Here is a 24,717-nt window from a genome sequence, read left to right as displayed (position 1 = left end):
AATCTGCCTCCTCTCCCGTCTGGCGGGAGGGTTGGGGAGAGGGTGGCTCTTTGCCCTTTATTGCCGTATGTCCGCAAGCCACTCCTATCCTAGCCTTCCCCCGTCGGACGGGGGAAGGAATAAGGTTGCTGTAACTAAAAAAAGGTCGTCTGAAAACCTATTTCGAGCTTTTCAGACGACCTTTCATCTATATTTCAAACACTATCTAAATCAGCTTCTGCTGTTTCAACTCATTCTTCAGATACGCATAATAAACCGGTGCGACGATGATGCCGCCGACGCCGAAAATCCGTTCGAACACGACCATCGCCACCAGCAATTCCCACGCGCTTGATTCGATTTCCGAGCCGATGATTTTCGCGTTCAGGAAATATTCGAGCTTGTGGATGACGACTAGGAACACCAGCGAAGCGACCGCCACATATAAAGACGCGCCGAGGCTCAAGATGATAATGATGGTGTTGGAAATCAGGTTGCCCGCGACGGGAATCAGCCCGACGATGAAGGCGATGACTAACACGGTTAGTTTAAACGGCAACTCCACGCCGAAAAGCGGCAGGATTAGATAAAGGTACACGCCCGTCAGTGCGGTATCGATCAGCGAGATTTTGACCTGCGCCAGAAACACGCGCTCGAAGCTGGTTTCGAAGTTCACAATCCGCCGCACCAGTTCTGCCTTGAAGGGTGGCATTTTGCGGCGGTTTTTGCGCATGTTGAGGCGGTGGAAACTGAGCATCGCGCCGATGATGATGCCGATAAGGATGTACACGAACGAGGTGAAGCTGTTTTTGCTGATGCGCGTCAGCGCGGCGCTGTATTCTTCAATCAATTTGACCGCATAGGCTTTGATTTCGGCGGTATTGTTGGGCAGCATATTCAAAACCGACTGCGGCAGGCTGCTGCTGTTTTTCGTGTCTTCCAAAATCGCCGCCAGCTTGGTCAGCATCACGGTGATATGCCCGCCGTGAATCAGGTGGTAAATCCCTAGCGACATCAATAGGATAACCGTCAATACGATGCCTATGGTCAGCGTGGTCGAAATCAGGTTGATATTGTGCGCGTTGAGCGATTTGTGCAGAAACGTATTGCGCGCGAGCGTACGGCGGCGCAGCCAAAGAATCAGGCCGTTGGTCTTGGTGATGAAGACGTAGGTCAGGATGACGGCGAGTAAAAGGGGCAAAAAGTGGAAATACAGCACCACAAACAGGGCAAGCCCCATCAGGATGTAGGATGCATTGCGGAATCGGGAGTGTTCGAAAATCATCGGATGTAATGCCATGAAATATATAAATTTAAACAATCAAGTTATGAGGTACGATTAATAAAGCAGGACAAGGGGGTTAACCCTCCTTTTGAAACTTTATTTCAATTTCGCTCGAGCTGACTTCGGTTTACAAACAAACCGTTACAATAAAAACTCAATCGCACCAAGCAGTTATGCGATTGTCTTTACGCAAATTGCCATTTGGCATTTGACGGAATGATTTTATCAGACAAATTTCCCGAAAGGATATTACACATGAAAACATTGTCTAAATTGACCTCCCTCGTTCTTGTTTCTGCCGGCCTGATCGCTGCTCCTGTGGCTATGGCCCAACCTGCTTCCGGCAAAGCCGCTAAAGCAGAACACGTTCACAAAAAAGCCAACAAAGCTAAAAAACAAGCCAACGACCTGAAAACCGACAAAGCTGCTGAAACTGCTGCACCGGAAGCCGAAGCTGCCAGCCCGCTGACCGGTCAAGGTAAAACTACTACCGAAACTGCACCTGCCGCTGCTCAAGAACAGGCTCCTGCTGTTAAATAAGTAGGATATAGTGGACTGAATTAAAAGAGGGATTCTGTTCCCCGCGCACCGTTTTGACGGTTGTCGTCCTTTTTGAATTTAGGCCATTAGAAATCTCGCAGGCAGATGTCTGCATCTTAGGAAAAAGGTCGTCTGAAAAGATTTTCAGACGACCTTTTTCAATTCGTATCTGGTGGTTGTGGCTATATTTTCAATACGTTTGCTGCCATTTCTTTGCGTCTTCTATGTCTTGTTCGATTTGACGTTTTAATGTTTTGATATCGCTGAATTTTTGTTCGTCACGCAGCTTGTGTAGGAAGCGCACTTTCAAACGTTGACCGTAGAGATTGCCGTCGAAATCGAATAAATGGACTTCGAGTTTTTGCGAATTGTTGTTGCTGACGGTCGGGTTGAGACCGAAGCTGGCAACGCCGCGCCGTGTGCCGAATGCGCCGTCCGCTTCGACGACGAATACGCCGCGCAGGGGATAGCGGTGGGGCGGAAGTTGGATGTTGGCGGTAGGAGCGTTGATGGTTCTGCCGAGTTTTTTGCCGTGTTTGACTTTGCCGCTCAAAACATAATCGTGACCCAAAAGCTTTTTTGCGTACGCCAAGTTGCCGTCTGTCAAGGCGTTGCGCACGGCTGTGCTGCTGGTGCGGATGTCTTCGACGATGACGGAAGGTGTACGCTCGGTTTGTATATCGCTTTGCTGCTTTAATAAGTCGAAACAGCCTTCGCGTCCGGCGCCGAAGCGGAAATCATCGCCTATGAGCAGGTAGCGTGTGTTGAGTGTTTGGCGCAGCAGTTTGTCGATGAAATCCTGTGCGCTCATGTTGGCGAAGTCTTGACTGAAACGTAACACCCATACGGCGTCGATGCAGCCGGTATCGCGCAGCAGCTCGAGTTTGGTGCGCAAGGGGGCGATGCGGCATGGGGGCGTAAAGCCTGCTTTTCGGGAGAAAAATTCTTTGGGTTGAGGCTCGAAAATGACGACGATAACGGGAAGGTTGCGCGAATCGGCTTCGTTTTTGAGTTTTTGCAGAATGTGTTTGTGACCGAGGTGTACGCCGTCGAAATTACCGATGGTGACGGCCGCTCCTTGCGGAAAATCAGGTGCATTGTGCTGACCGAGTCGGATTTTCATGGGCGGTTGGTGCGAGTAGTGGAATAGTCGCGTATTGTAAACGTTATTGGTGTTTCTATAAACAGGGCGGCTAAACGGTGGTGCAGACGCATCACCATCTGCCGGCAAATATTTTTTTTGATTGCCAGAATTTCCATTTTGAAAACGGCGTGATGTGTAAAGTGCCACCGTTTTCTCCGTCGGTACTGATAGATAGTTTTTTCAGACGACCTTCAGAGACTGCCTGCCAAAGCGGGGCAAACCAGCGGGTTTCCCAACTTTCTAAAATCTCTTGGTATGTCTGAATATCGCCCGTTTGTTCCGTAATCGCCAAGTCGTCTAGAAAGATAACAGGGTTGGCAGGGCGAATACCCGATTCATCAACCGCATCCAGCCAAGCCTGAAAATCATAAGGCGCATCCAAGCTGAGGTCGTCTGAAAATTGCGCCCAGATGCTGTCGGAAGCGATTAAGTCCGCAGAACGCAGCCCCGTCAAATCTTGCCAGAGCCAAAGACCGTTGATGGTAGGGATATCGTTTTGAGTGCGGATTGTGTTGAGCGGGTGTTGGTGCAGCCACATTTGAATTTCAGTCTGCATTCCCAGCCATTGCAAAGCATCTTTTCCATTCGCTTGGTCAGCCGATCCGATTTGCCCGTAGATATCCAATACCGGCGCAATCCCCCAATCGCTTTCCGATGGCAAAGTAATCAGCCACAAATCGGGACGGACAGGCAGAAAATACCAACCTTCTTTGCTGTAAAACTCAGACAGCTCCAAACATAATTGAGCCGCTTCTTCTTGAGTGATGTGCAGATGTTCGCCGTTGACTACGCTGACTTGGTACAATCCCATTTGCTGCCATATCGGGCTGGCAAACGCAGCCGCCTGATGCGGTGAAATCCCCATCAGCTCTTTGACTTGCGCCAACAAGCTTCCCTTCCATAAATATCGGCGATAAAAATCAGACGGCTTCATTTCTTGTTTATGTAATAACCCATATCGCAAGATTTGGTTAAACGCAGGAAGCGGGAGAGGAGGAAGTGTCTCATCTTTTTGACGGTTGAGAGAGGGGAGGGCAAGCGTCAGATTCATGGCAGTCGGCAGAACGGAAAAAGCTTATTTTACGCGAGAAAATACAACATACTCAAAATAACCAATGTCATTATCAGGCAGGATGATGGATAGCGTTTTTGAGTTGGAAGTGTGCATATGTTATAATTAAGTCCGCGTAAATTTCAGAAAAAAGGGGTGTAAATCAAAAGAATAGCCCCGATAATCTTGCTCGGTTCTGAGTAAATTTGATTGTTTATTTTATTCACTTGGTATACATATTGTCTGGGAGAGACCGTAAACGCGGTTGATAAGATAAACAATTAAACTCAATAATTTCAAATGACATAATAGATGCGGTAGTAGAGTGATTATTACCGTATTGAAGGATAATGCGTGACTAAAACAACTCGATTTTCATTCATGCGCCGTTTCTGGCACAACAAACCCGTACGTTGGTCATTGTTGGGCATCCTGCTGCCTGTATCAGGAGTAATGACTGCCTATGCGGTCACTGAGCCGGTTTCCAATCCTCAAGGCATTGCGTTGGAGCGGATTTCTGAGGAATTGCCCGCCGTTTATGTTGAAACCAACAATTTCCAGTCTAGCTATTGGGCGCAGGAAGTTGTCCAACAGGGCGACTCCCTTGCGGACGTTTTGGCGCGTATGGGCGTGGCGCAGACCGACATCAAACAAATCATGGCGAAAAACAGCGCAGATCAAAATATGCAGCATTTGCGCGCCAACCAATCCGTCAACATCCGTATCGATTCATCAGGTCAGGTAACCGATGTGCAATTCTTTACCGATGAAGAGTTGGAGCGAAACCTTGTCGCGCTGGAAAAAGTCAAAGGCAAATGGCAGTTGTCTACTTCTGAAGTAGACATGAAAATCATGCCGACTTTGCGCTCTATTGTTGTGCGAACTTCCGCACGCGGCGCGATGGCACAGGCCGAAATACCTGTCGAAATCCGCGAATCACTCAGCGAAATTTTCTCTGACGTACTGAGCTTGGAAGAATTGCAGGAAGGCGATGTCGTGCGTCTTCTGTACAACAATATGTATTTCCGCGGCCAGCAAATGGGTACCGGCGATATTCTGGCGGCTGAGATTGTCAAAGGCGGAAAAACTTATCAAGCTTATTATTACAGCCAAGGCAAAGGCGACGAAGAGAGCGGCAGCTATTATGATCAAAACGGTAAATCCCTCCAGCAAAAAGAGGGATTCAACATTGAGCCGGTTGTCTATACCCGTATTTCCTCGCCGTTCGGCTACCGAGTTCACCCCGTTTTGCATACCGTCCGTATGCATACAGGTATTGACTATGCCGCACCAACAGGCACACCGATTAAAGCCTCTGCCGACGGTGTGATTACCTTCAAAGGCTGGAAAGGCGGTTATGGTAATACCGTCATGATTAGACACTCTAATGGCGTCGAGACACTTTATGGCCACATGAGTGCATTTACGCCGGCGGAAGGTAATGTCCGGGCAGGCGAAGTGATCGGCTTCGTCGGTACAAGCGGACGCTCGACCGGCCCACACCTTCACTACGAAGCACGCGTGAACGGTCAGCCGGTCAATCCGACGACAGTTGCATTGCCGACTCCGAAACTGACGCCTACCAATATGGCAGCGTTCCGCCAACAGCAGAAAACTGCCAATACCATGCTTGCCGCAATACGCGGTTTGCCGGTATCCGTTGCACAGTTGGACTGATGGGATTTGCTTGAAAAAAGGTCGTCTGAAAAATTTCAGACGACCTTTTTTGATGTTTGGTGGAATTGATACGGACTATCTGCATCAACATTTTTACAACTTGCTTTTGCCCCATGCTTGATATTGCTGGGGGGTGGATAAATAAATGTATTCGATGGAAAAATCCGCTATAATTCGCACCCATTACGTTTTAAGAAACAGCGTTCCCTGAAAACAACATTGGAGAGGCTCATTCTCGAAAACAATCGTTTTTTCATCAAACAGCTTGAATGAATGCTGCTTTTTATGGTATAAATCACGTTTTACTATTTTAGAAGTTTGGAGACTAACCATGGCACGAGTTTGCAAAGTGACCGGTAAGCGCCCGATGTCTGGCAACAACGTATCACACGCCAACAACAAAACCAAACGTCGTTTTTTGCCTAACTTGCAATCACGTCGTTTCTGGGTAGAAAGTGAAAACCGCTGGGTTCGCCTGCGCGTTTCTAACGCTGCATTGCGTACCATTGATAAAGTAGGCATTGATGTCGTATTGGCTGATTTGCGTGCTCGCGGCGAAGCTTAATTTAAACTGTTAATTAAGGATTACTGCAATGCGCGATAAAATCAAACTGGAGTCAAGTGCAGGTACTGGTCACTTCTACACCACTACCAAAAACAAACGCACTATGCCCGGCAAATTGGAAATCAAAAAATTTGACCCTGTTGCCCGTAAACACGTTATCTACAAAGAAACCAAATTGAAATAATCCGGTTTCTGAAAAACTAAAAAACCTCTGTCTGACAGAGGTTTTTTTCTTGGTTTCTTATATTTGATTCAAGTAAAAGCCGAAATCGGTGATCCAGCGGATGGTTTAGGCCGATTTGTTCATGTTTCCAAAGTATGCCTTAAACCAAGTTAGAATCTAGTTTCTGTTTTCAGACGACCTATTTGGCTTGCAGGGCCGGTATTTTCTTTCTTCTGTCCACCGCGTTTCAAATGCTTTTGATAAGCGGCGACATAGCCTGCTTTGGGGAGTCCTGCCAAGACGCCGATATGGGCTGCGGCGGATTTTGCCAAAGGTTCGAGCGTGTAGCCGCCTTCCAGTACGGAGACGATTCTGCCGGGGCAGCTTGGAGCGGCTTGGATGATTTTGTGTGTCAACCAAGCGAAATCGGCTTCGTGCAGGTTCAGACGACCTGTTTCGTCTTGTTTGTGTCCGTCGAAACCTGCGGACAGGAAGACCAGTTCGGGTTTGAATGAGGTCAGTTTGTTCAACCATTTTTCGCGTACGGTAGTGCGGAAGACGCGGCTGCCGGTGTTGGAAGCGAAAGGCAGGTGCAACATATTGGCGCCGTTGGCGGAATGGTTGGTTTCGGGAAATGGGAAGAGGTCGGTTTCAAAAAGGTTCATAAACAGGACGCGCGGGTCATCTTTGAAGATTTCCGCTGTGCCGTCGCCGTAATGGACGTCAAAGTCGATGATAGCGATGCGTTGGAGTCGATATTCGGCGATGGCGTGCATGACGCCTGCGGCGACGTTGTTTAATAGGCAGAAACCGCCGGCTTTATCGCTGTGCGCGTGATGTCCGGGTGGGCGGACGGCGCAAAAGGCGTGCCATGCTTTCTTATTCATCACCATATCCACCGCCTGAACGACAGCACCTGCGGCGTGACGGGCAGCTTTGAGCGAACCATGACTCATGACGGTGTCGCCGTCGAGACGGTAGATTTTGTCCGGCTGGGGCAGGCAGGCTTCGAGAGAGCGCAGGTATTTGCGCGGATGAACCAAGGCGAGGCGGGCATCGCTGATTTCTTCGGCTTCGGCAGTTTGCAGATGCCGCCAAATATCCTGACGTTTGAGTTCTGCCTCGATAACGGCAGTGCGTTCGGGTGAGTCAGGGTGTCCCGCGCCGGGTTGGTGTTGCGCAAAAACGGGATGAGAAATCCAGACCGTACGCGCATTTTTACCCAAGAGGCGGCGTAGGAGCGTACGCAGTCGTCGAATGAGTTTTTTCATGAGGAAAAGGGCGCGGGGCCTGTCGTTGGTGGGAAGAAGTCAGGTTTTAAATGTCCTTGAAACTTCATTTTCAGACGACCTGACATGATAAATATGGTTAATAAATAGGGAAAGGCTTGGAAATTTTTCAGACGACCTTTAGAATAGCTTAATTTTGCGGCCGTACCAATGCTTTTTTCTGCCGCAAGCGGTGTTTTACTTAATTTTAATCTCTTAGAAAACGGACGAATTATGAATCAAACTGTGGCCCAATTTGCCCCTTTAGTGCTGATTATGGTGGTGTTCTACTTCCTGATCATGCGTCCCCAACAAAAGAAATTCAAAGCACACCAAGCCATGCTTGCCGATCTGAAAGTCGGTGATAAGGTTGTTTTGGCAGCAGGCTTCAAAGGCCGTGTTACCAAAGTTGGCGAACAGTTTTTCACTGTGGACATCGGTCAAGGTGCAAAAATCGAAGTCGAAGTGGAACGTAACGCGATTGCCGCCAAAGCCGAGTAATCCGTATTTTTGCCAAGAGCCGCCTCGGAAAGCTGAGAGCGGCTGTTTGTCTTCATAATAAATCGAAGGTTTACCATGAACCGTTATCCTTTATGGAAATACCTGCTGATTGCGTGCTCGATTTTGGTTGCCGTAGTGTATTCGCTGCCCAACCTTTTCGGTGAGACGCCCGCAGTACAGGTATCAACCAACCGACAAGCCATCGTTATCAACGAACAGACCCAGTCCAAAGTCGATGCCGCGCTGAAACAGGCAGGTATTCAGACTGACGGGATGTTTGTTGCAAACAACTCGCTGAAAGTGCGTTTCAAAGATACCGAAACCCAGCTTAAAGCCCGCGACGTTATCGAAAACACTTTGGGCGATGGCTATATCACCGCGCTCAACCTGTTGGCGGACAGTCCCGAATGGATGGCCAAAATCGGCGCCAACCCGATGTTCTTGGGCTTGGACTTGCGCGGCGGCGTACATTTCACCATGCAGGTGGACATGAAAGCTGCGATGCAGAAAACGTTTGAACGTTATTCGGGCGACATCCGCCGTGAAATGCGTCGTGAAAAAATCCGTACCGGTACCGTCCGTCAGATTGAAAACGGTCTGATTGTTCCGATGCAGGACACTGCCGACGTACAAAAAGCCATGCCTAAGCTGCGTCAGCTTTTCCCTGAGGCAAATTTGAACGCTGATGGCAATAACATCACGCTGACATTATCCGAAGAAGCGATTAATAAAGTACGCTCTGATGCGGTGAAACAAAACATCACCACCTTGCATAACCGTGTCAACGAGCTGGGCGTGGCTGAACCTGTCATCCAGCAATCCGGCCTCGACCGCATCGTCGTGCAGCTGCCGGGTGTGCAAGATACTGCTAAAGCAAAAGATATTATCGGCCGTACCGCGACTTTGGAAGTGCGTATGGTAGAAGACGACCCTGTCAAAGTGCGCGAGGCTTTGGAAGGCAATGTTCCGAGCGGTTTCGAGCTGTTGTCCAGTAGTGGTGATCATCCACAAACCTTGCTGATCAACAAACAAGTTGAACTGACCGGTGACAATATTAACGACGCACAACCAAGTTTCGACCAAATGGGTGCTCCAGCAGTCAGTCTGAGCTTGGATAGCGCAGGCGGCAGTATTTTTGGTGAATTGACCGCCGCCAACGTCGGCAAACGCATGGCGATGGTGTTGATCGATCAAGGCAAATCCGAAGTGGTTACCGCACCGGTTATCCGCTCAGCTATTACCGGCGGACGCGTGGAAATTTCCGGCAGCATGACGCAGGCGGAAGCCAATGATACTTCTTTGTTGCTGCGTGCAGGTTCTCTCGCTGCACCGATGCAAATCGTGGAAGAGCGCACCATCGGCCCGTCTTTGGGTAAAGAAAACATTGAAAAAGGTTTCAATTCCACCTTGTGGGGCTTTGCTGCCGTTGCGTTGTTTATGGTGGTTTACTACCGCTTGATGGGCTTTTTCTCGACCATCGCCCTGAGTACCAATATTTTGTTCTTAGTCGGTATATTGTCTGCCATGCAGGCAACGTTGACGCTGCCCGGTATTGCCGCATTGGCGTTGACGTTGGGTATGGCGATTGACTCCAACGTATTGATTAACGAACGTATCCGCGAAGAGTTGCGCGAAGGCGTGCCGCCGCAACAGGCAATCAACCTCGGTTTCCAACACGCATGGGCAACCATTGTCGACTCCAACCTGACCTCGCTGATTGCCGGTATCGCCCTGTTGGTATTCGGCTCCGGTCCGGTTCGCGGTTTTGCCGTCGTACACTGTCTGGGTATCCTGACTTCGATGTACTCATCCGTCGTCGTCTTCCGCGCCTTGGTTAACTTATGGTACGGACGCCGCCGCAAATTGCAGAATATTTCCATCGGCGCAGTATGGAAACCCAAAGCCGAAACAGTGGCAGGCAAGGAGTAAGACATGGAACTCTTTAAAATCAAACGCGACATCCCGTTTATGAACTACGGCAAACTGACGACCTTTATTTCGTTGGTAACCTTCATTGCCGCCGTATTCTTCCTCATTACCAAAGGTTTGAACTTCTCCGTCGAATTTACCGGCGGTACCGTGATGGAAGTGCAATATCAGCAGGGCGTGGACGTCAATAAAACCCGTGAAAAACTCGATACCCTGAAAATGGGCGATGTTCAAGTTCAGGCGTTGGGTACGAACAAACACATTATGATTCGCCTGCCCAATAAAGAAGGCGTAACTTCAGCGCAGCTTTCCAATCAGGTTATGGACTTGTTGAAAAAAGAGCAGCCTGACGTTACCCTGCGCCAAGTCGAATTTATCGGCCCGCAGGTCGGTGAAGAGTTGGTAACCAACGGTCTGATGGCATTGGGCTTTGTCGTGGCGGGTATCATCGTTTACCTGTCGATGCGCTTTGAGTGGCGTTTTGCCGTATCCGCCATCATTGCGAATATGCACGACATCGTGATTATTTTAGGCTGCTTTGCCTTCTTCCAATGGGAATTTTCACTGACCGTACTGGCGGGTATCCTTGCCGTATTGGGTTATTCCGTGAACGAATCCGTCGTCGTCTTCGACCGTATCCGTGAGAACTTCCGTAAACCAAGTATGCGCGGACACACCGTTCCGCAAGTCATCGATAATGCGATTACCGCCACCATGAGCCGTACCATCATTACCCACGGCTCGACCGAAGCAATGGTCGTTTCCATGCTGGTGTTCGGCGGCGCAGCGTTGCACGGTTTCTCAATGGCATTGACTATCGGCATCGTGTTCGGTATTTACTCTTCGGTATTGGTAGCCAGTCCGCTCTTGCTGATGTTCGGCTTAAGCCGCGACAATATCGCGAAGGAAGTGAAGAAGAAAGAAGAAGTCGTGGTCTGATTTTTTCATGATCGCGATTTGAAGAGGTCGTCTGAAAACTGGGAAAGTTTTCAGACGACCTTTTTGTTGCGTCATCAAACATGGCATTCAAACCGGCTTTGTGCTATATATAATGGATTAACTTTAAACCAGTACGGCGTTGCCTTGCCTTGCCTTGCCTTGCCTTGCCTTGCCGTACTATCTGTACTGTCTGCGGCTTCGTCGCCTTGTCCTGATTTAAATTTAATCCACTATAGAGGGTTCGTTTTGAACGGATAGACCTTGTTCTTGCCAGCCTGAAGAGAATCGCTTGCTAAGCGTTTAAGCGTTGGTAAATCGGTTTGCACCATCTGTCGCAGTATTTTCCGCATACAGTCAGTATCGATTGGATGGTTTGATAAGGAATCCTGTTCAAGATGAATCCGATGTTTCAAATGAATTGAAAGATAAAATATGGATGCTTTACAACTTTTGACCACACGTCGCTCGTCTAAAAAACTTACCGCCCCCGCGCCGAATGCGGAACAGCTCGAATATATGCTGCAAGCGGCTACGCAGGTTCCCGACCATGGCAATATGCGTCCGTTTCGTTTTACCGTCATTCAAAGCGAGGCAGGCTTGCAACGTTTCCGCGAATTGTTGCGTCAAACGGTTACCGAGTTGAACTTTGGCGATGATGCGATGAAAAAAGCCGAGAAAGTCGGCAATATGGCGCCTATGGTGATCGGCGTGACTTTTGCGCCCAACCGAGAAGTGGCGAAACCTAAGCCAGAGTGGGAGCAAATGTTGAGTGCGGGCTGCGCCGCTTACGGGTTGCAGCTTGCCGCGTCCGCGCAAGGCTTTGACAATGTGTGGATTACCGGAATGTGGGTCAACAGCCCGCTTTTGCGCGAAGCGTTTGATTGTGAAGACAAAGATAAAATCATCGGGCTGATGATGGTCGGTTCGCCGACCGAAGCGGGTAGTGGTGCAAAAAATACCGATTTGGGGCAGTTCGTGACGGTTTGGTAAACAGTCCGAAAAATAGGCTTAAACGTAAGCATTTGTTTTGAAAAGTCAATTGGCTATATAAAAGGTCGTCTGAAAACAGAAAATCCGTTTTCAGACGACCTTTTGTTGTGAATGATCCGTTGATGACAAACATCAAGCCGGATTCATTAAGCTTTCGATTTCCTGTAAGGAAATGTCGGGCGTTGCGCCGTGTCTGGAGGCGACTAGGGCGCCGAGTGCGCAGGCGAAGGTAATGGCTTCTTGCGGCTCGGCATTGTTGAGCAGTTTGTAAGTCAGTCCTGCCAAGAAGCTGTCGCCGGAGCCGACTGTATCGGCAACTTTGATGCGGAAGCCGCAGTGGCGGTAGAGTTCGCCATCTTTGTATAAAACCGCGCCGTGTCCGCCCAAAGTCACGCAGATGATTTTTGCGCCGGTTAGTTGGGTGAGGTAAGTAATGTTTTGTTCGATGCTGTGGTAGGGCGAGCCGTAAACTGCGGACAGTTCGTACAATTCGTCGTCATTGAGTTTGAGCATATCCGCACGCTTCATGGTGGCAAGCAGGCGGTCGGTATCGTAGTGGGGTTTGCGCAGGTTGACGTCGAAGATTTTGAATTTGGCTTTTTCCATCAGTTTGTCTAATGCCGCACGGGAAATCTCGTCGCGGGTGGCAAGGCTGCCGAATACGAAGGCATCGGATTCGGCGACACGCTGCAAGGCGGCATCTTCGACGATGATGCGGTCCCAAGCGCAGGGATACACGATTTCGTATGACGCGCTGCCGCATTTGTCCAAGATGACTTTGACAAGGCTGGTATCACATTCTTTGCACACTTGCAGCAGGTCGGTATTGACGTTTTTCGCTTTGATTTGTCGCAGCAGCTCTTCTCCGTCGGCATCATCGCCGCGACGGCTGATGATGGCGGTATCGACTCCGAAGGATTGCAAACGGACCAAAACGTTCAGCGGCGCACCGCCCAACACTTTGCCGCTTGGAAAATCGTCCCACAACACTTCGCCGAAACTGGTTACTTTCATTTTAGGCCTTCCTTGCTTTGAGTTGATTGGCTGGAACTGCTGCGCTGCGTACGGTTTACCCATCATTTATTTGTAGTAAAACTCCAATACTTAGGCGCGTAAGCATTATGTTTTAAAATCTACCGACTGACAAGCAATCGCGGGTTTATCTGTCAGGAAGTTTGATTCATCACAAATTGCGTCTAAAGTGTTTGAATAGAAGGGTGATTTTTGATTTTGTTTTCTTTCGGTTGGCTGGTTTTGATCATGCGGATAAAGCTGCTTTTTTGAAATTTAAATACAAGTTGTGCGGGTGAGCTATCATCGGAAACGGATAATATTTCAAATTAATGCACAATTATCTGCCCTAAATAAAAGGTCGTCTGAAACCCGATTTTCGGTTTCAGACGACCTTTGCTTGTATAAACCTTAAGCGGCTTCCCAATAGTCGATGTAAAGCTGCAATTCCATCTGATTGCGCCACTCGTTTGCCACGGGGCGGTAAACCGTGCGGATGTATTCGGGGATGTCTTCGCTGCACCGCCAGAACATGGCTTCAAATTCGTAGCCATCTTTTTGCAGCCAGACTTTTTTGTGTTTACCCTCCGCGCCCAAAGGCTGCTGGCGGATGACGTGAAACTCGTCGGTAAAGCTCGGCGGCGCGAAGCCTTGTCCCCAAACGTGGCGGGCGAGGTTTTGCGCCTGTTCCAGCGTGATGTCGCAGGCTTTCAGGCTGCCGTCGGTGATGAAAGTTTGCGACAAATCGTCTTCGCACACCATTTCGCGCACGGCTTCTTCAAAGGCCGTCTGAAACGCGGGAATGTTGTGTTCGAGTATGCTCAAGCCCGCCGCCATCGCGTGTCCGCCGAATTTTAAAATCAAATCGGGGTGGCGTTTGGACACCAAATCCAAAGCGTCGCGCAGGTGCAGATTGGGAATGGAACGCCCCGAACCGCGCACTTCGCCGTTGTCCGCGGGGGCGAACACGATGGTCGGGCGGTAGAAGCGGTCTTTGAGGCGGCTGGCGACGATGCCGACCACGCCTTGATGAAAGTCGTCGCGGTAGGCGACTAGGGTCGTCTGACCTGAAGGGAGTGTTTCGGGAAAGGCGTTCAGCGCGTCTTGCAGCATGGATTGCTCAATTTCGCGGCGTTCGATATTGAGGTCGTTCAACTGCGCCGCCAATGTCTGCGCTTCTGCGTCGTCGCGCGCCAACAGGCAGGCGATGCCGACCGACATATCGTCGAGCCGTCCGGCGGCGTTGATGCGCGGACCCAGTGCGAAACCCATATCGAAAGGCTGCGCTTTGCGCCAGTCGCGCCGCGCCACTTCAAACAAGGCGCGGATGCCGGGCCGCATTTTGCCGGAACGCATCCGTTTCAAACCTTGCGACACGAGGATACGGTTGTTGTGGTCGAGGGGAACGACGTCGGCGACGGTGCCGAGTGCGACCAAATCCAAAAGTTCGCCCAGATTCGGTTCTCTGAGGTCGTCTGAAAAATAATCGCGGTGGCGCAATTCGGCACGCAACGCCATCAACACATAAAAAATCACGCCCACGCCTGCCAGACTTTTGCTGGGAAAGCCGCAGCCTTTTTGGTTCGGATTGACGATGATGCAGTCGGGTACGGTTTCGGCGGGTAGGTGGTGGTCGGTTACGATGACGGCCAAACCCAATTCCTGCGCCCGCGCCACGCCCGCGATGCTGGCGATGCCGTTATCGACCGTAACCAGCAAATCCACGCCTTGCGCGGCGGCGATTTCGGCAAGTTCGGGCGTCAAGCCGTAGCCGTGTTCGAAGCGGTTGGGTACGAGGAAATCCACCGCCGCGCCCATCGCCGCCAAGCCGCTCATGCCGACGGAACACGCGGTCGCGCCGTCTGCATCGTAGTCGGCGACAATCAGGATTTTTTCCTTGCGCTCGATGGTATCCGCCAAACGGCGGGCGGCGGCTTCGCAATGCGTCAGCAATTGATAAGGCAGAAGGCCGGCGAGTTTGTCGTCCAATTCGGCGGGACTCTGCACGTCGCGCGAGGCGCACAGCCGGGCGATTAAAGGGTCGGCGCCGGCGGTGAGCAAGTCATCGAGGATGTTTTGGTTGACGGGTCGGGTTTGGATTTTGACGGGCATGGTGTGTGGAAATATGTTTGATGTATTCAAGGACGGAAAGGTCGTCTGAAAACGGGCGTAACGGGTTTGTTAAAAGCTTGGGGTAAAGCTGGGACCTGTCATCATGGCAGGAATGAACAGTACCGGGGTAAGGGCGTCAACGGTGAGCGTCAGCGGTGTCAGCAACAGAGTACCTACTACTTTCACCGGACTGGTGTATACGCGAGAAGTGGTATAGCCGATGGAGACAGGAATGCTTTGTTCAAATTTGTAGTCGGCGGGCAGGTTTTTCGGGGTGGCGTAGTATTTGCCTTTGGCGTGAACACAGCGGTGGTAGACAGTGTTGTTTTTACCTTTGCCGGTTTCAAATGACAGGTTTTTCAGTTTGGCGATTTCGTCAGCTTTTTGAGTGTCGTAGCGTAGGCAGAAATCGGTGGTGAAATCAGCTTCTTTTTCATTGTTGACCACAACAGGCAGGGCTTTGAGGTCTTTTTTATATTTTTTGGCATCGGCAATTTGGAATTTTTTGTCGAGTTTGACATTAAGGATAGGCGTCAGGTCTTTTGAATCTTTGGCATTAATGACGAACCAGTATTTTTCGCCCATCATGATGATGCTGCCTTTTTCAAGTTGGTCATTGTCTTTGTTGACGATGCCGAAAGAGTGTACTTGGTCGGAAGTAATCGGATGAAAAGTGATTTTTTCTACTTTTTTATCCTCTTCCCACAGTTCTTGAGTCATACAGCCGTTTAATGATAAGGCAAGGAGGGCAGTGAGGGTAAGGCGAAGTTTCATAAGAGTAGTCCTTGAAAAGGTTGGTTTGTTTTATTGTTAAAGGGATGTCTGAAAAATGACGATATATTTTAATAAGATTATATGAAATTTGAAAAGGTCGTCTGAAAACGGGGCGGTGGGATTTACAGAACCCCCAACCCGTTTTCAGACGACCTCGATATTTATTCTGCCCAATCCTGCGTTTCTTCCGAATCGCTCTGATCGCCTTCCATGACGGATTTGATTTCTTGGAAGAGGGCGCGGAAGTTTTTCGGCGGTTTGTTTTGTTCCTGCTCTTTTTTCGTGTTGCGGATTAAGGTGCGCAATTTGCCTGCATCGGCATGGGGGAAGTCCGCCATAAACTGGGTAAGCGCGTTGTCGTCTGCCAAGAGGCGCGTGCGGGCTTGTTCGACGCGTTGCAAGAAGGCGTTGTGTGCGGTATTTTCGCCGCGCAGTTTGGCGAGGAAGGCTTCGATGGGCGCGGGGTCGGTGTCGCGCATCAGCCTGCCGATGAATTGGCTTTGGCGTTTGAGCGCGCCGTTGGACGTGATTTTTTTGTAGGTAACGACGGCTTCGTACAAATCTTCGTCCAAGCCGATTTTTTTCAGCGTATCGGTTGAGAGTTTGGTCAACTCCATGCCCAAAGCCTGCAAATCGTTCATTTGCTTTTTCATTTGGGTTTTGCTGACCCATTCGTCTTCGTTTTCAAACATTTTGATAAACCTTTAATTTTGTTTCGGGTATTTTAGCACGTTCGGGCAGGTTTCACGTCAACGCCCTGTTGAAACGGCGTTTTCAGACGATCTTTTATAGTGGATTAAATTTAAACCAGTACGGCGTTGCCTCGCCTTGCCGTACTATTTGTACTGTCTGCGGCTTCGTCGCCTTGTCCTGATTTAAATTTAATCCACTATATCTTCTGTGGCGGTATTTTTGCCGAGGTCGTCTGAAAACGGTTAAAATGCCGCAAACCTCTGTCAGGAAACCTTTTATGCTGTTTAACCACACCGCCTCCGAGCTGACCGGCTTATGCGGACACGCCTTGGATTTGGCAAAAAACATGGGCGCGGCGGCTGCCGAAGCCGACTTTAGCGAATCCATCGGACAAAGCGTCAGCGTACGGCTGGGCGAAATCGAACAAATCGAATTCCAGCAAGACAAATCGTTGGATATTACCGTGTACGTCGGCAAACGCAAAGGACGTGCCAGCACCGCCGACTTCTCCGAAAAAGCCCTGCAAGACACCGTCAAAGCCGCCATCGACATCGCCCGCTACACTGCCGAAGACGATTGCGCAGGTCTGGCAGATGCTTCGCTTATGGCGCAACACGTCGGCGAACTCGACCGTTACCACGAATGGGATTTAAGCACGGAAGCCGCCATCGAGTTGGCAAAACAATGCGAACAAGCCGCCCTGAGCGCGGATGAACGCATCGAAAATTCCGAAGGCGCAGGCGTTCAGACCGGACATTACCAATACGTTTACGGCAACACCCACGGCTTCACCGCCCACCAACAAGGCACGCGCCACAGCATTTCGTGCAGCATCGTCGCCGCCGACGAAAACGGTATGCAGCGCGACTACTGGTACGACGCAGCCTGCCGCCATCAAGACATGGACAGCCCCGAGCAAATCGGCAAAACCGCCGCCGAGCGCACCTTGCGTCGTCTGAACAGCCGCAGCATCCCGACAGGCAGCTATCCCGTCCTCTTCGATACCACCGTCGCAGGCGGCCTTATCGGACACCTCGTCGGCGCACTCAGCGGCGGCGCGCTCTACCGCCAAAGCAGTTTCCTGATTGACAGCATAGGCAGAAAAGTCCTGCCCGACTTCCTCAGCCTGCGCGAAGAACCGCACATTCCCCGCGCCTTCGGCAGCACTTATTTCGACTCCGAAGGCGTCGCCACGCAGCCGCGTTTCGTTATCCGCGACGGCATCGTCGAAGGTTATTTCCTCAGCAGTTACAGCGCAAGAAAACTCGGTATGCAGACCACGGGCAACGCCGGCGGCGCACACAACCTTTATTTGAACCATACGCACGAAACGCAGTCCGACCTGCTGAAAGAAATGGGCACGGGATTGTTGGTTACCGAACTGATGGGTCAGGGCGTGAACACCATCACGGGCGACTATTCGCGCGGCGCGGCGGGTTTTTGGGTGGAAAACGGCATCATCAGCCACCCCGTCCAAGAAATCACCATCGCCGGCCGCTTGCAGGATATGTACCTTGGCATCGTCGGCACTGCCAACGACGCGCTGCGCCGCTCTTCCAACAAAATCGGTTCGGTGCTGATTGAGAGTATGACCGTGGCGGGGGAGTAGTTTCTAGGGCGGCAAGGTCGTCTGAAAACCACAGTCTTGATAAAACAAAGCCTGAAGGCGGGATTTAATCGTGCAAAACCGTCCAAATTGTGGCATAATCCGCCCGTCTTTACAAAAAGACTTCAGGAGTTTGAACGGGTTTCCTGCTCGTCAAACTTGTCCGAACCCGAGTTTTAACAAATGACGGTTCTTTTATTTTTCGGAGTTATCCATCATGGCATTGACCGTAGAACAAAAAGCACAAATTGTTAAAGATTTCCAACGTAAAGAAGGCGATACCGGTTCTTCTGAAGTACAAGTCGCTCTGTTGACTTTCCGTATCAACGACCTGACTCCCCACTTCAAAGCCAACCCTAAAGACCACCACAGCCGTCGCGGCCTGTTGAAAATGGTCAGCCAACGTCGCCGTCTGTTGTCTTACTTGCGCCGTACTCAACCTGATACATACCGCACCCTGATCACCCGCTTGGGTCTGCGCAAATAATTGCTGCTTTACCGGACACCGCTTGCGAAAGCGGTGTTTTTTCATATGGGTTGACGATAAATTATAAAAACAATAGCGCAGGTTTATCGGGGTCGTCTGAAAACATATCCGTGTCTCAAACAACATCGTTTCAGGATAAATAATGAATCAAAATCTGACCAACCTGTTCGCCAAATATCAAAATAACTTGGCTTTCTCCTCGCATCCCCGTATTGCTTCCGTGCATGATGTGGGTACTATGGATGAAACCTTGCTGAATTTGGCAGTCATCAATCAAGCTCGCGAAGATGTTCTATTGCTGATTCAACATGGCGCGGATGTCAACAAACAGGGCGAAATGGGTTTTACGCCCATCCAAAACGCCTGTTTCAACGGCAATGTGGCGATACTTGAAATACTTTTGGCAAACGGTGCCAACCCGAACATCAAAAATGAATTGGGCAATCAAGCAGAAGATTTTGTCACTGACGAGCGGCATGGAAAAAAGAAAGCAAAAGAAATGATGGCATTGTTGAAATACTATAAAAATCATCACTCAAAATGAAACATACGGATCAAAATTTCAGCCGGTGTTTGCCCGACTCGATTTGTTTTCTCTAACTTTTTTGAACAAATAACATGAATATTTACGACTTCACATTAAACGATGCGCAGGGCAATCCGGTTTCCCTGAGTGTTTACCGAGGAAAGGTGCTGCTGATTGTTAACACCGCGACGCGCTGCGGATTGACGCCGCAATATACGGCATTGCAGCAGCTTTATGAACGTTACAGCGGGCAAGGTTTGGAGATATTGGATTTCCCTTGCAACCAATTTCGCGGACAGACGCCGGAGAGCAGTCGGGAAATTGCTTCCGTCTGTCAGACAAAATTTGGTACAGCGTTCAAAATTTTTGAAAAAATCGACGTAAACGGCGCATCCGCATCGCCGCTTTATGCGTATTTAAAAGCGCAACAGCCGCAGGATAGGGGCGGGCATATGTTGAAAGAAGCGGTGTTGCGGTTGGCGGCATGGGGCAGCAAGCATCAGGCAAGCGATATCCGCTGGAACTTCACCAAATTCCTGATTAATCGGCAAGGCGAAGTGACGGCACGGTTTGCGCCCAGCGTGACGCCGGAAGAAATCGAAAACGATATCAAGAAGTTGCTATGAGCGTGTATGCCGTTTCAGACGACCTCGTCTGAAAAAATGTGCCGAAACCTTACGGTTTTTCACATTCGCCCGCCTTGAAAGTAGGGCGCATTATCTTTATGTTAAGGGAAGCCGATTGTTTGGCAAGAACAAAATGTCGGTTGGTTATATCTAATAAGATTCAATAAGATATATTGAAATTGCGACTAATACGTGTCGGCTTGCGCGGCATGAAGCGGGTTTGGAATTTAAAGGATCAGAAATGCAGTATTTCGGTGTGGGTTTCTTAATATTATTGTTTTTGGAAATTATGTCCATCGTTTGGGTGGCAGATTGGTTGGGTGGCGGATTCACTTTCCTGCTGATGATTGCCAGCTTTATCGGCGGCACGATGATGCTGCGCCATACTGGGCTGTCCGGCATTTTGCTGGCGGGTGCGGCCATCCGCAGCGGGGACAATATTTCCATGTATCAGATGTTGTGGCCGATACGTTATACCGTCGCCGGGATTTTACTGCTCAGTCCGGGTTTTGTGTCCACCATTATCGCCTTGCTGCTGCTTTTGCCGATTAAAGGTCGGCCTGTGGCCCAAATGAATACGCAGTCATTCCGTCAGCAAACCTTTACGCACCGTGGTGAAGATGACGGCGATATCATCGAAGGCGAATATACGGTAACCCGCGCCGATCCTCAAGCCAAACACCAAGAATATATCGAACACAAACGCGATTAAAGGGTGGAAAATCGGCATGGCGGCAGCAGTCTGACTGCCCGGTTTTGGAAAGGTCGTCTGAAAAGATTTTCAGACGACCTTTTATCTATATGAAAAAATGACTGAAAATGTCATGCAGTTTCGCCCGAAACAGACAGTCAATGCTATACTTGCCAACTTATTGTCGATGAAAACCGGCTTGAAACAGCCGTTATGGAAACGAGAAATCAAGATGAGCAGAATCCAGCAAACCTTTGCCGCGCTTGACGGCGCAAAAGCCCTGATTCCCTATATCACCGTAGGCGATCCCAATCTCGACACCACGCTTGCGCTGATGCACAGTTTGGTTGAAAACGGCGCCGACATCCTCGAATTGGGCGTTCCTTTTTCCGACCCGATGGCGGACGGCCCGACCATCCAGCGCGCCGCCGAGCGCGCGTTGGCAAACAAAGTTTCCCTCAACGACGTATTGAATATCGTGCGCCGCTTCCGCGAAACAAACGGCAATACGCCCGTCGTCCTGATGGGTTATCTGAATCCGATTCACAAAATAGGTTATCAGGCATTTGCCCAAGCAGCGGCTGAAGCCGGCGTGGACGGCGTGCTGACCGTCGATTCTCCTGTTGAAACCATCACCCCGCTGCACGATGCACTCAAAGCGCGCGGCATCGACTGCATTTTCCTGATTGCCCCGACCACGACCGAAGAGCGCATTCAAACCATCGCCCGCGTTGCAGGCGGCTTTGTCTATTACGTTTCGCTCAAAGGCGTTACCGGCGCGGCAAGTTTGGATACCGAAGAAGTTTCGCGTAAAATAGAGCTTTTGCGCAAGTATATCGACATCCCGATCGGCGTCGGTTTCGGCATCAGCAATGCCGAAAGCGCGCGCAAAATCGGCGCCGTTGCCGATGCCGTCATCGTCGGCAGCCGCATCGTCAAAGAAATTGAAAATAACGCAGGCCGCGAAGCAGAAGCCGTCGGCGCGTTGGTAAAAGAATTAAAAGACGCAATCCGTTAAGGCCTTTTCCGAAAACACACGCAAAGGTCGTCTGAATCCCGAATTCTAAGGAGTCATCCATGAGTTGGTTAGACAAAATCCTACCGCCTAAAATCAAAAACCGCAGCAAAAGCGAAGGCTCGTCCAACGTTCCCGAAGGCCTGTGGCACAAATGCCCTTCCTGCTCGGCAACCATCTACTCGACCGAACTTCAGCAAAACGACCAAGTTTGCCCGAAATGTAACCACCACAACCCGCTTTCCGCGCGCGAACGCCTCAATTTGCTTTTGGACGAGGAAGGCCGCGAAGAAATCGCCGCCAATATCAAACCGACCGACCCGCTGAAATTCAAAGACAGCAAAAAATACCCCGAACGCTTGGCCGCCGCGCGCAAAGCCACCGGCGAAGATGATGCGTTGGTCGTGATGAAAGGCTTTATGAATGGCCTGCCCGTCGTGATTGCCGCCTTCGAATTCCGCTTTATCGGCGGCTCTATGGGTTCTGTCGTTGGCGAACGTTTCGTCCAAGGCGTGCGCCGCGCCGTAGCCGATAACTGCTCTTTCATCTGCGTTGCCGCATCGGGCGGTGCGCGTATGCAGGAAGGAGTCAACTCATTGATGCAAATGACCAAAACCAGTGCGGCATTGCATCTTCTGACTGAAAAACACCTGCCGTTCATCTCCGTCCTGACCGACCCGACCATGGGCGGCGTATCCGCCAGTTTCGCCTTCCTCGGCGATGTCGTGCTTGCCGAACCCAACGCCCTTATCGGCTTTGCCGGCCCTCGCGTTATTGAACAAACCGTCCGCGAAACCTTACCCGAAGGCTTCCAACGCGCAGAATTCCTGCTGGAAAAAGGCGCTATCGACCAAATCGTCGACCGCCGCAACATGAAACAGCGCATCAGCGACCTGATTACCCTGCTGCGCCGCCAAGATAAAGTCAACGCTGCTTAAACCGAGAAGGTTTGAAATAACAAAAGGTCGTCTGAAAATTGATTTTTCGGTTTTCAGACGACCTTTTTGTGATGTGTTCCCGCTAAGTGGCTGAGTGCTTGATACACGGCAGCAAGTAACAGTGAAGGATTGGGGCAGGGCAATGCAACCAACCCATTGCCAAGAATGCGAGCGGGCGATGAAGATTTAAGCTTTCGATTTGCAGTTTTCACCAGCATCCATACTAAAAAGGTCGTCTGAAAACACATTTTCAGACGACCTTTTTCAAGTTTGGCTTCCGTATCTATCAAACAATCTGGTCAGATACAGCCGCGCCAATCAATAACGACCCGGAACGGTTCCCATACGCTGTTTTAACGAAGTTTGCGGTTCGTTGAACAGGGATGCGTAGTAGGTCGCGTTGGTCATGACTTTTTTGACGTAGTCGCGGGTTTCGGTGAAGGGGATGGTTTCGGCGTAAATCGCGCCTTCCAGAGGCGTAGAAGCCTGCCAGTTGCGGGCACGGCCGGGGCCGGCGTTGTAGCCTGCGGTTGCCATCACTTCGTTGTTTTGCAGGCGGCGTTTGGCATCTGCCATGTACCATGTACCCATACGGATGTTTCCGTCCATGGTGTAGAGTTCGCTGCTGCTCATACCGATTTTGCCGGCGATTTCGCGGGCGGTGGCGGGCATAACCTGCATCAGGCCTTGCGCGCCGACGCTGGATTGTGCGCCCATGACGAAGCGGCTTTCTTGGCGGATCAGGCCGTAAACCCAAGCGGGATCAATGCCTGCTTGTGAGGCGTAGCGGACGGTGGTCTCTTTAAACGGAGAGAGGTAGCGCAGGTTGTAGTTGAGTTTGCGCTCTGTACGGTCGGCGCTGTTGATCGCCATGTCGTAGAACTGGTTCTCAAAGGCGACTTGCGCGGCGGTCAGGAGGTTGTCCTCGTTGAAATCGCGGGTGGCAAAACGCCATTCAGCCTGCGCTTGACGGCGCATTTTGGCATCGTTGCTGCTTTGGCTGTTTTTAAACAGAACCAGCGCGCGTTTGATGGCGCCGTCGTCTGCCATGCGGCGGACGTCTTTTTTATCGGCATCGGAGACGTTGTTTTTGGTGTTGACGCGGCGGCCGAGTTCTTCGCCTGCTAAGACGGCGTAGAAATTGCGTCCGCTTGCGGCGGCTTTTTCGTACATGTCTTTAGCGCGGCTTTGGTTGCCTTGTGCGGCGTAGCTGCGACCCAGCCAGTATTGCCAAGTCGGGTCTTTTTGCAGGTTGTCGGGCATTTGTTGGATGATGCCGGACAATTCGTTCCAGCGTTGCAGACGCAGGGAGGCGCGGGCGTACCATTCGAATTGTTCGTCGGTCAGTTGTTTGCGGTCGGAAACGCGGCCGTAGTAGCTCAACGCGGTCTGCATGTTTTGATTTTGCGCTTGGTGGAGTCCCAATACGCCCCATGCGAAGCTGCTTTGTTCGCGGCTTAAGCCGGATTCCATGCCGGACAGCGTGGAGGCTGCGGAAGAAGATTTGCGCGCGTCTTTGCCGATGATGTTCAAAAGGCTGTATTCGCGCGAACCTTGCGTACCGCCTTCAAACGGGCTGCCCAATGCGGCTGCCAAGCTGCGTGCGTCGCTGGTTTGGCTGTTGCTCAACAATCCGCGTACGCGGCGCCATGCGTCGTTGCTGTTCAGACGACCTGCCGATGCCGCACTTTCAACCAAGCGGGTACAGCCCGCGGGCAGTTTATTGGTAACGCGCACAAGCTCTGCCGCCATGTTGTAGCTGCCGCTGCTCAGCTCGGCATAACATTGCACTTCCTGCACCCGACCCGCTGCATTCAGCTTTTTGTTTTCTTGGCGGAACGTATCCCATTGTCCGCGCGCGCCGAGGCTTTTGAGCCATTCGTTGCGGACGTTTTCAGCCATCGCGCTGTCGCCCGCCTGCGCCAAGAATTGTTGCACCCACATATCGTCGCCGCGTTTGGCAGCGTCCAGCGCGCCTTGATATTGACCGTAATCGGACAATACTTTGGATTCGCCTTCCGCGCGACGGGCGGGGATGGAGGCGGGTTCGGTCAGGGAAGAGGCAGGCTCTTTGGATGAGGTGTCGTTTTCAGAGACGCACGCCGACAAGACGGCTGCGGCAATCAGGCTGAGCGAGAGGGAAAATATGCGTTGTGCGTTCATTACTTGCCGTATCTTTATTAGAATCAATTAGAACCGCATTTTAA

The 24,717-nt window shown here is 50.7% G+C and carries 24 protein-coding genes; 15 read left to right on the top strand and 9 right to left on the bottom strand.

The features are described 5' to 3' along the window. Positions 1-205: 205 nt before the first annotated feature. Positions 206-1,264, bottom strand: a complete 1,059-nt coding sequence (locus AAG834_RS01640) for an AI-2E family transporter (RefSeq protein ID WP_049230204.1) — start codon at positions 1,262-1,264, stop codon at positions 206-208. Between the two features lie 255 nt (positions 1,265-1,519). On the opposite strand from AAG834_RS01640, the gene AAG834_RS01635 reads away from it, so the two are divergent. Next, entirely contained in the window at positions 1,520-1,804 is a 285-nt protein-coding gene (locus tag AAG834_RS01635) for a late embryogeneis abundant protein (protein ID WP_246830436.1), read from the top strand. A gap of 190 nt (positions 1,805-1,994) precedes the next feature. Here the strand turns inward: AAG834_RS01635 and ribF are convergent, their stop codons facing one another. Beyond that, positions 1,995-2,927, bottom strand: a complete 933-nt coding sequence (gene ribF, locus AAG834_RS01630; protein WP_049230202.1) for a bifunctional riboflavin kinase/FAD synthetase — start codon at positions 2,925-2,927, stop codon at positions 1,995-1,997. 91 nt (positions 2,928-3,018) lie between these two features. Continuing rightward, positions 3,019-3,999 carry a hypothetical protein gene (locus AAG834_RS01625; protein WP_342031055.1) on the bottom strand — a complete coding sequence of 327 codons (981 nt, stop codon included), beginning with the start codon at positions 3,997-3,999 and terminating at the stop codon, positions 3,019-3,021. 354 nt (positions 4,000-4,353) lie between these two features. Between AAG834_RS01625 and AAG834_RS01620 the strand changes: the two genes are divergently transcribed. From AAG834_RS01620 to rpmG, 3 genes are all read left to right on the top strand, one after another. Further along, positions 4,354-5,676, top strand: a complete 1,323-nt coding sequence (locus tag AAG834_RS01620) for a M23 family metallopeptidase (RefSeq protein WP_342031054.1) — start codon at positions 4,354-4,356, stop codon at positions 5,674-5,676. A 331-nt stretch (positions 5,677-6,007) separates the two neighbouring features. Further along, positions 6,008-6,241 carry a 50S ribosomal protein L28 gene (rpmB, locus tag AAG834_RS01615; RefSeq protein WP_002216391.1) on the top strand — a complete coding sequence of 78 codons (234 nt, stop codon included), beginning with the start codon at positions 6,008-6,010 and terminating at the stop codon, positions 6,239-6,241. Between the two features lie 28 nt (positions 6,242-6,269). Further along, positions 6,270-6,425: a 50S ribosomal protein L33 gene (gene rpmG, locus AAG834_RS01610; protein ID WP_003684373.1), complete on the top strand. Its 156-nt coding sequence runs from the start codon at positions 6,270-6,272 to the stop codon at positions 6,423-6,425. A 149-nt stretch (positions 6,426-6,574) separates the two neighbouring features. Here the strand turns inward: rpmG and AAG834_RS01605 are convergent, their stop codons facing one another. Next, entirely contained in the window at positions 6,575-7,675 is a 1,101-nt protein-coding gene (locus AAG834_RS01605) for a histone deacetylase family protein (protein ID WP_342031053.1), read from the bottom strand. Between the two features lie 231 nt (positions 7,676-7,906). Between AAG834_RS01605 and yajC the strand changes: the two genes are divergently transcribed. The 4 genes from yajC (at position 7,907) to AAG834_RS01585 (ending at position 12,031) form a co-directional block, all read left to right on the top strand. After that, positions 7,907-8,173, top strand: coding sequence for a preprotein translocase subunit YajC (yajC, locus tag AAG834_RS01600; protein WP_049228571.1), 267 nt, complete (start codon positions 7,907-7,909; stop codon positions 8,171-8,173). 75 nt (positions 8,174-8,248) lie between these two features. Next, positions 8,249-10,102, top strand: a complete 1,854-nt coding sequence (secD, locus tag AAG834_RS01595) for a protein translocase subunit SecD (RefSeq protein WP_342031052.1) — start codon at positions 8,249-8,251, stop codon at positions 10,100-10,102. A 3-nt stretch (positions 10,103-10,105) separates the two neighbouring features. Beyond that, on the top strand, positions 10,106-11,041 hold the full coding sequence (secF, locus tag AAG834_RS01590; protein ID WP_342031051.1) for a protein translocase subunit SecF: 936 nt from the start codon (positions 10,106-10,108) through the stop codon (positions 11,039-11,041). 432 nt (positions 11,042-11,473) lie between these two features. After that, positions 11,474-12,031 carry a nitroreductase family protein gene (locus AAG834_RS01585; protein ID WP_342031050.1) on the top strand — a complete coding sequence of 186 codons (558 nt, stop codon included), beginning with the start codon at positions 11,474-11,476 and terminating at the stop codon, positions 12,029-12,031. Positions 12,032-12,163: 132 nt separating this feature from the next. Here the strand turns inward: AAG834_RS01585 and AAG834_RS01580 are convergent, their stop codons facing one another. The 4 genes from AAG834_RS01580 to yjgA all read right to left on the bottom strand — a co-directional run bounded on the left by AAG834_RS01580 (position 12,164) and on the right by yjgA (position 16,620). Beyond that, positions 12,164-13,045 (bottom strand): carbohydrate kinase family protein, encoded by an 882-nt coding sequence (locus AAG834_RS01580; RefSeq protein WP_342031049.1) that lies wholly within the window; start codon positions 13,043-13,045, stop codon positions 12,164-12,166. 408 nt (positions 13,046-13,453) lie between these two features. Then, complete coding sequence (gene recJ / locus AAG834_RS01575; RefSeq protein ID WP_342031090.1) at positions 13,454-15,154, bottom strand: single-stranded-DNA-specific exonuclease RecJ; 1,701 nt, start codon at positions 15,152-15,154, stop codon at positions 13,454-13,456. Positions 15,155-15,223: 69 nt separating this feature from the next. Next, positions 15,224-15,928, bottom strand: a complete 705-nt coding sequence (locus AAG834_RS01570) for a hypothetical protein (protein ID WP_342031048.1) — start codon at positions 15,926-15,928, stop codon at positions 15,224-15,226. 161 nt (positions 15,929-16,089) lie between these two features. After that, positions 16,090-16,620 (bottom strand): ribosome biogenesis factor YjgA, encoded by a 531-nt coding sequence (yjgA, locus tag AAG834_RS01565; protein ID WP_342031047.1) that lies wholly within the window; start codon positions 16,618-16,620, stop codon positions 16,090-16,092. A 278-nt stretch (positions 16,621-16,898) separates the two neighbouring features. Between yjgA and pmbA the strand changes: the two genes are divergently transcribed. The 7 genes from pmbA (at position 16,899) to accD (ending at position 22,510) form a co-directional block, all read left to right on the top strand. After that, on the top strand, positions 16,899-18,230 hold the full coding sequence (gene pmbA / locus AAG834_RS01555; RefSeq protein ID WP_342031046.1) for a metalloprotease PmbA: 1,332 nt from the start codon (positions 16,899-16,901) through the stop codon (positions 18,228-18,230). A gap of 214 nt (positions 18,231-18,444) precedes the next feature. Then, entirely contained in the window at positions 18,445-18,714 is a 270-nt protein-coding gene (gene rpsO, locus AAG834_RS01550) for a 30S ribosomal protein S15 (RefSeq protein WP_003679932.1), read from the top strand. 142 nt (positions 18,715-18,856) lie between these two features. Continuing rightward, positions 18,857-19,258, top strand: coding sequence for an ankyrin repeat domain-containing protein (locus AAG834_RS01545; protein WP_342031045.1), 402 nt, complete (start codon positions 18,857-18,859; stop codon positions 19,256-19,258). 74 nt (positions 19,259-19,332) lie between these two features. Continuing rightward, positions 19,333-19,866: a glutathione peroxidase gene (locus tag AAG834_RS01540; RefSeq protein WP_342031044.1), complete on the top strand. Its 534-nt coding sequence runs from the start codon at positions 19,333-19,335 to the stop codon at positions 19,864-19,866. A 241-nt stretch (positions 19,867-20,107) separates the two neighbouring features. Next, positions 20,108-20,578 carry an FxsA family protein gene (locus AAG834_RS01535; RefSeq protein WP_342031043.1) on the top strand — a complete coding sequence of 157 codons (471 nt, stop codon included), beginning with the start codon at positions 20,108-20,110 and terminating at the stop codon, positions 20,576-20,578. A 211-nt stretch (positions 20,579-20,789) separates the two neighbouring features. Beyond that, the gene (trpA, locus tag AAG834_RS01530; protein WP_070440935.1) at positions 20,790-21,575 is read left to right on the top strand and encodes a tryptophan synthase subunit alpha; all 786 of its coding nucleotides are present in this window, start codon (positions 20,790-20,792) and stop codon (positions 21,573-21,575) included. Positions 21,576-21,634: 59 nt separating this feature from the next. Next, the gene (accD, locus tag AAG834_RS01525; protein ID WP_342031042.1) at positions 21,635-22,510 is read left to right on the top strand and encodes an acetyl-CoA carboxylase, carboxyltransferase subunit beta; all 876 of its coding nucleotides are present in this window, start codon (positions 21,635-21,637) and stop codon (positions 22,508-22,510) included. Positions 22,511-22,828: 318 nt separating this feature from the next. On the opposite strand, the gene AAG834_RS01520 is transcribed toward accD, so the two are convergent. Next, positions 22,829-24,673, bottom strand: coding sequence for a lytic transglycosylase domain-containing protein (locus AAG834_RS01520; RefSeq protein ID WP_342031041.1), 1,845 nt, complete (start codon positions 24,671-24,673; stop codon positions 22,829-22,831). Between the last annotated feature and the right edge of the window lie 44 nt (positions 24,674-24,717).

Origin of the sequence: Neisseria sp. Marseille-Q2251, assembly GCF_940793045.1 — a bacterium.
In the GTDB taxonomy this organism is placed as follows: domain Bacteria; phylum Pseudomonadota; class Gammaproteobacteria; order Burkholderiales; family Neisseriaceae; genus Neisseria.
The sequence above is the reverse complement of the archived record's forward strand: the minus strand, read 5'-3'. Positions and strand labels throughout refer to the sequence as shown.

What these genes read in the sequence shown, in the direction of transcription:
- AAG834_RS01625 (WP_342031055.1), bottom strand. Translation starts at nt 3,999, where the DNA reads ATGAATCTGACGCTTGCCCTCCCCTCTCTCAACCGTCAAAAAGATGAG.
- AAG834_RS01545 (WP_342031045.1), top strand. Translation starts at nt 18,857, where the DNA reads ATGAATCAAAATCTGACCAACCTGTTCGCCAAATATCAAAATAACTTG.
- AAG834_RS01535 (WP_342031043.1), top strand. Translation starts at nt 20,108, where the DNA reads ATGCAGTATTTCGGTGTGGGTTTCTTAATATTATTGTTTTTGGAAATT.
- trpA (WP_070440935.1), top strand. Translation starts at nt 20,790, where the DNA reads ATGAGCAGAATCCAGCAAACCTTTGCCGCGCTTGACGGCGCAAAAGCC.
- AAG834_RS01635 (WP_246830436.1), top strand. Translation starts at nt 1,520, where the DNA reads ATGAAAACATTGTCTAAATTGACCTCCCTCGTTCTTGTTTCTGCCGGC.
- rpmB (WP_002216391.1), top strand. Translation starts at nt 6,008, where the DNA reads ATGGCACGAGTTTGCAAAGTGACCGGTAAGCGCCCGATGTCTGGCAAC.
- AAG834_RS01570 (WP_342031048.1), bottom strand. Translation starts at nt 15,928, where the DNA reads ATGAAACTTCGCCTTACCCTCACTGCCCTCCTTGCCTTATCATTAAAC.
- AAG834_RS01580 (WP_342031049.1), bottom strand. Translation starts at nt 13,045, where the DNA reads ATGAAAGTAACCAGTTTCGGCGAAGTGTTGTGGGACGATTTTCCAAGC.
- AAG834_RS01585 (WP_342031050.1), top strand. Translation starts at nt 11,474, where the DNA reads ATGGATGCTTTACAACTTTTGACCACACGTCGCTCGTCTAAAAAACTT.
- recJ (WP_342031090.1), bottom strand. Translation starts at nt 15,154, where the DNA reads ATGCCCGTCAAAATCCAAACCCGACCCGTCAACCAAAACATCCTCGAT.
- yjgA (WP_342031047.1), bottom strand. Translation starts at nt 16,620, where the DNA reads ATGTTTGAAAACGAAGACGAATGGGTCAGCAAAACCCAAATGAAAAAG.
- accD (WP_342031042.1), top strand. Translation starts at nt 21,635, where the DNA reads ATGAGTTGGTTAGACAAAATCCTACCGCCTAAAATCAAAAACCGCAGC.
- AAG834_RS01540 (WP_342031044.1), top strand. Translation starts at nt 19,333, where the DNA reads ATGAATATTTACGACTTCACATTAAACGATGCGCAGGGCAATCCGGTT.
- AAG834_RS01640 (WP_049230204.1), bottom strand. Translation starts at nt 1,264, where the DNA reads ATGATTTTCGAACACTCCCGATTCCGCAATGCATCCTACATCCTGATG.
- secD (WP_342031052.1), top strand. Translation starts at nt 8,249, where the DNA reads ATGAACCGTTATCCTTTATGGAAATACCTGCTGATTGCGTGCTCGATT.
- AAG834_RS01520 (WP_342031041.1), bottom strand. Translation starts at nt 24,673, where the DNA reads ATGAACGCACAACGCATATTTTCCCTCTCGCTCAGCCTGATTGCCGCA.
- pmbA (WP_342031046.1), top strand. Translation starts at nt 16,899, where the DNA reads ATGCTGTTTAACCACACCGCCTCCGAGCTGACCGGCTTATGCGGACAC.
- rpsO (WP_003679932.1), top strand. Translation starts at nt 18,445, where the DNA reads ATGGCATTGACCGTAGAACAAAAAGCACAAATTGTTAAAGATTTCCAA.
- yajC (WP_049228571.1), top strand. Translation starts at nt 7,907, where the DNA reads ATGAATCAAACTGTGGCCCAATTTGCCCCTTTAGTGCTGATTATGGTG.
- secF (WP_342031051.1), top strand. Translation starts at nt 10,106, where the DNA reads ATGGAACTCTTTAAAATCAAACGCGACATCCCGTTTATGAACTACGGC.
- rpmG (WP_003684373.1), top strand. Translation starts at nt 6,270, where the DNA reads ATGCGCGATAAAATCAAACTGGAGTCAAGTGCAGGTACTGGTCACTTC.
- AAG834_RS01605 (WP_342031053.1), bottom strand. Translation starts at nt 7,675, where the DNA reads ATGAAAAAACTCATTCGACGACTGCGTACGCTCCTACGCCGCCTCTTG.
- ribF (WP_049230202.1), bottom strand. Translation starts at nt 2,927, where the DNA reads ATGAAAATCCGACTCGGTCAGCACAATGCACCTGATTTTCCGCAAGGA.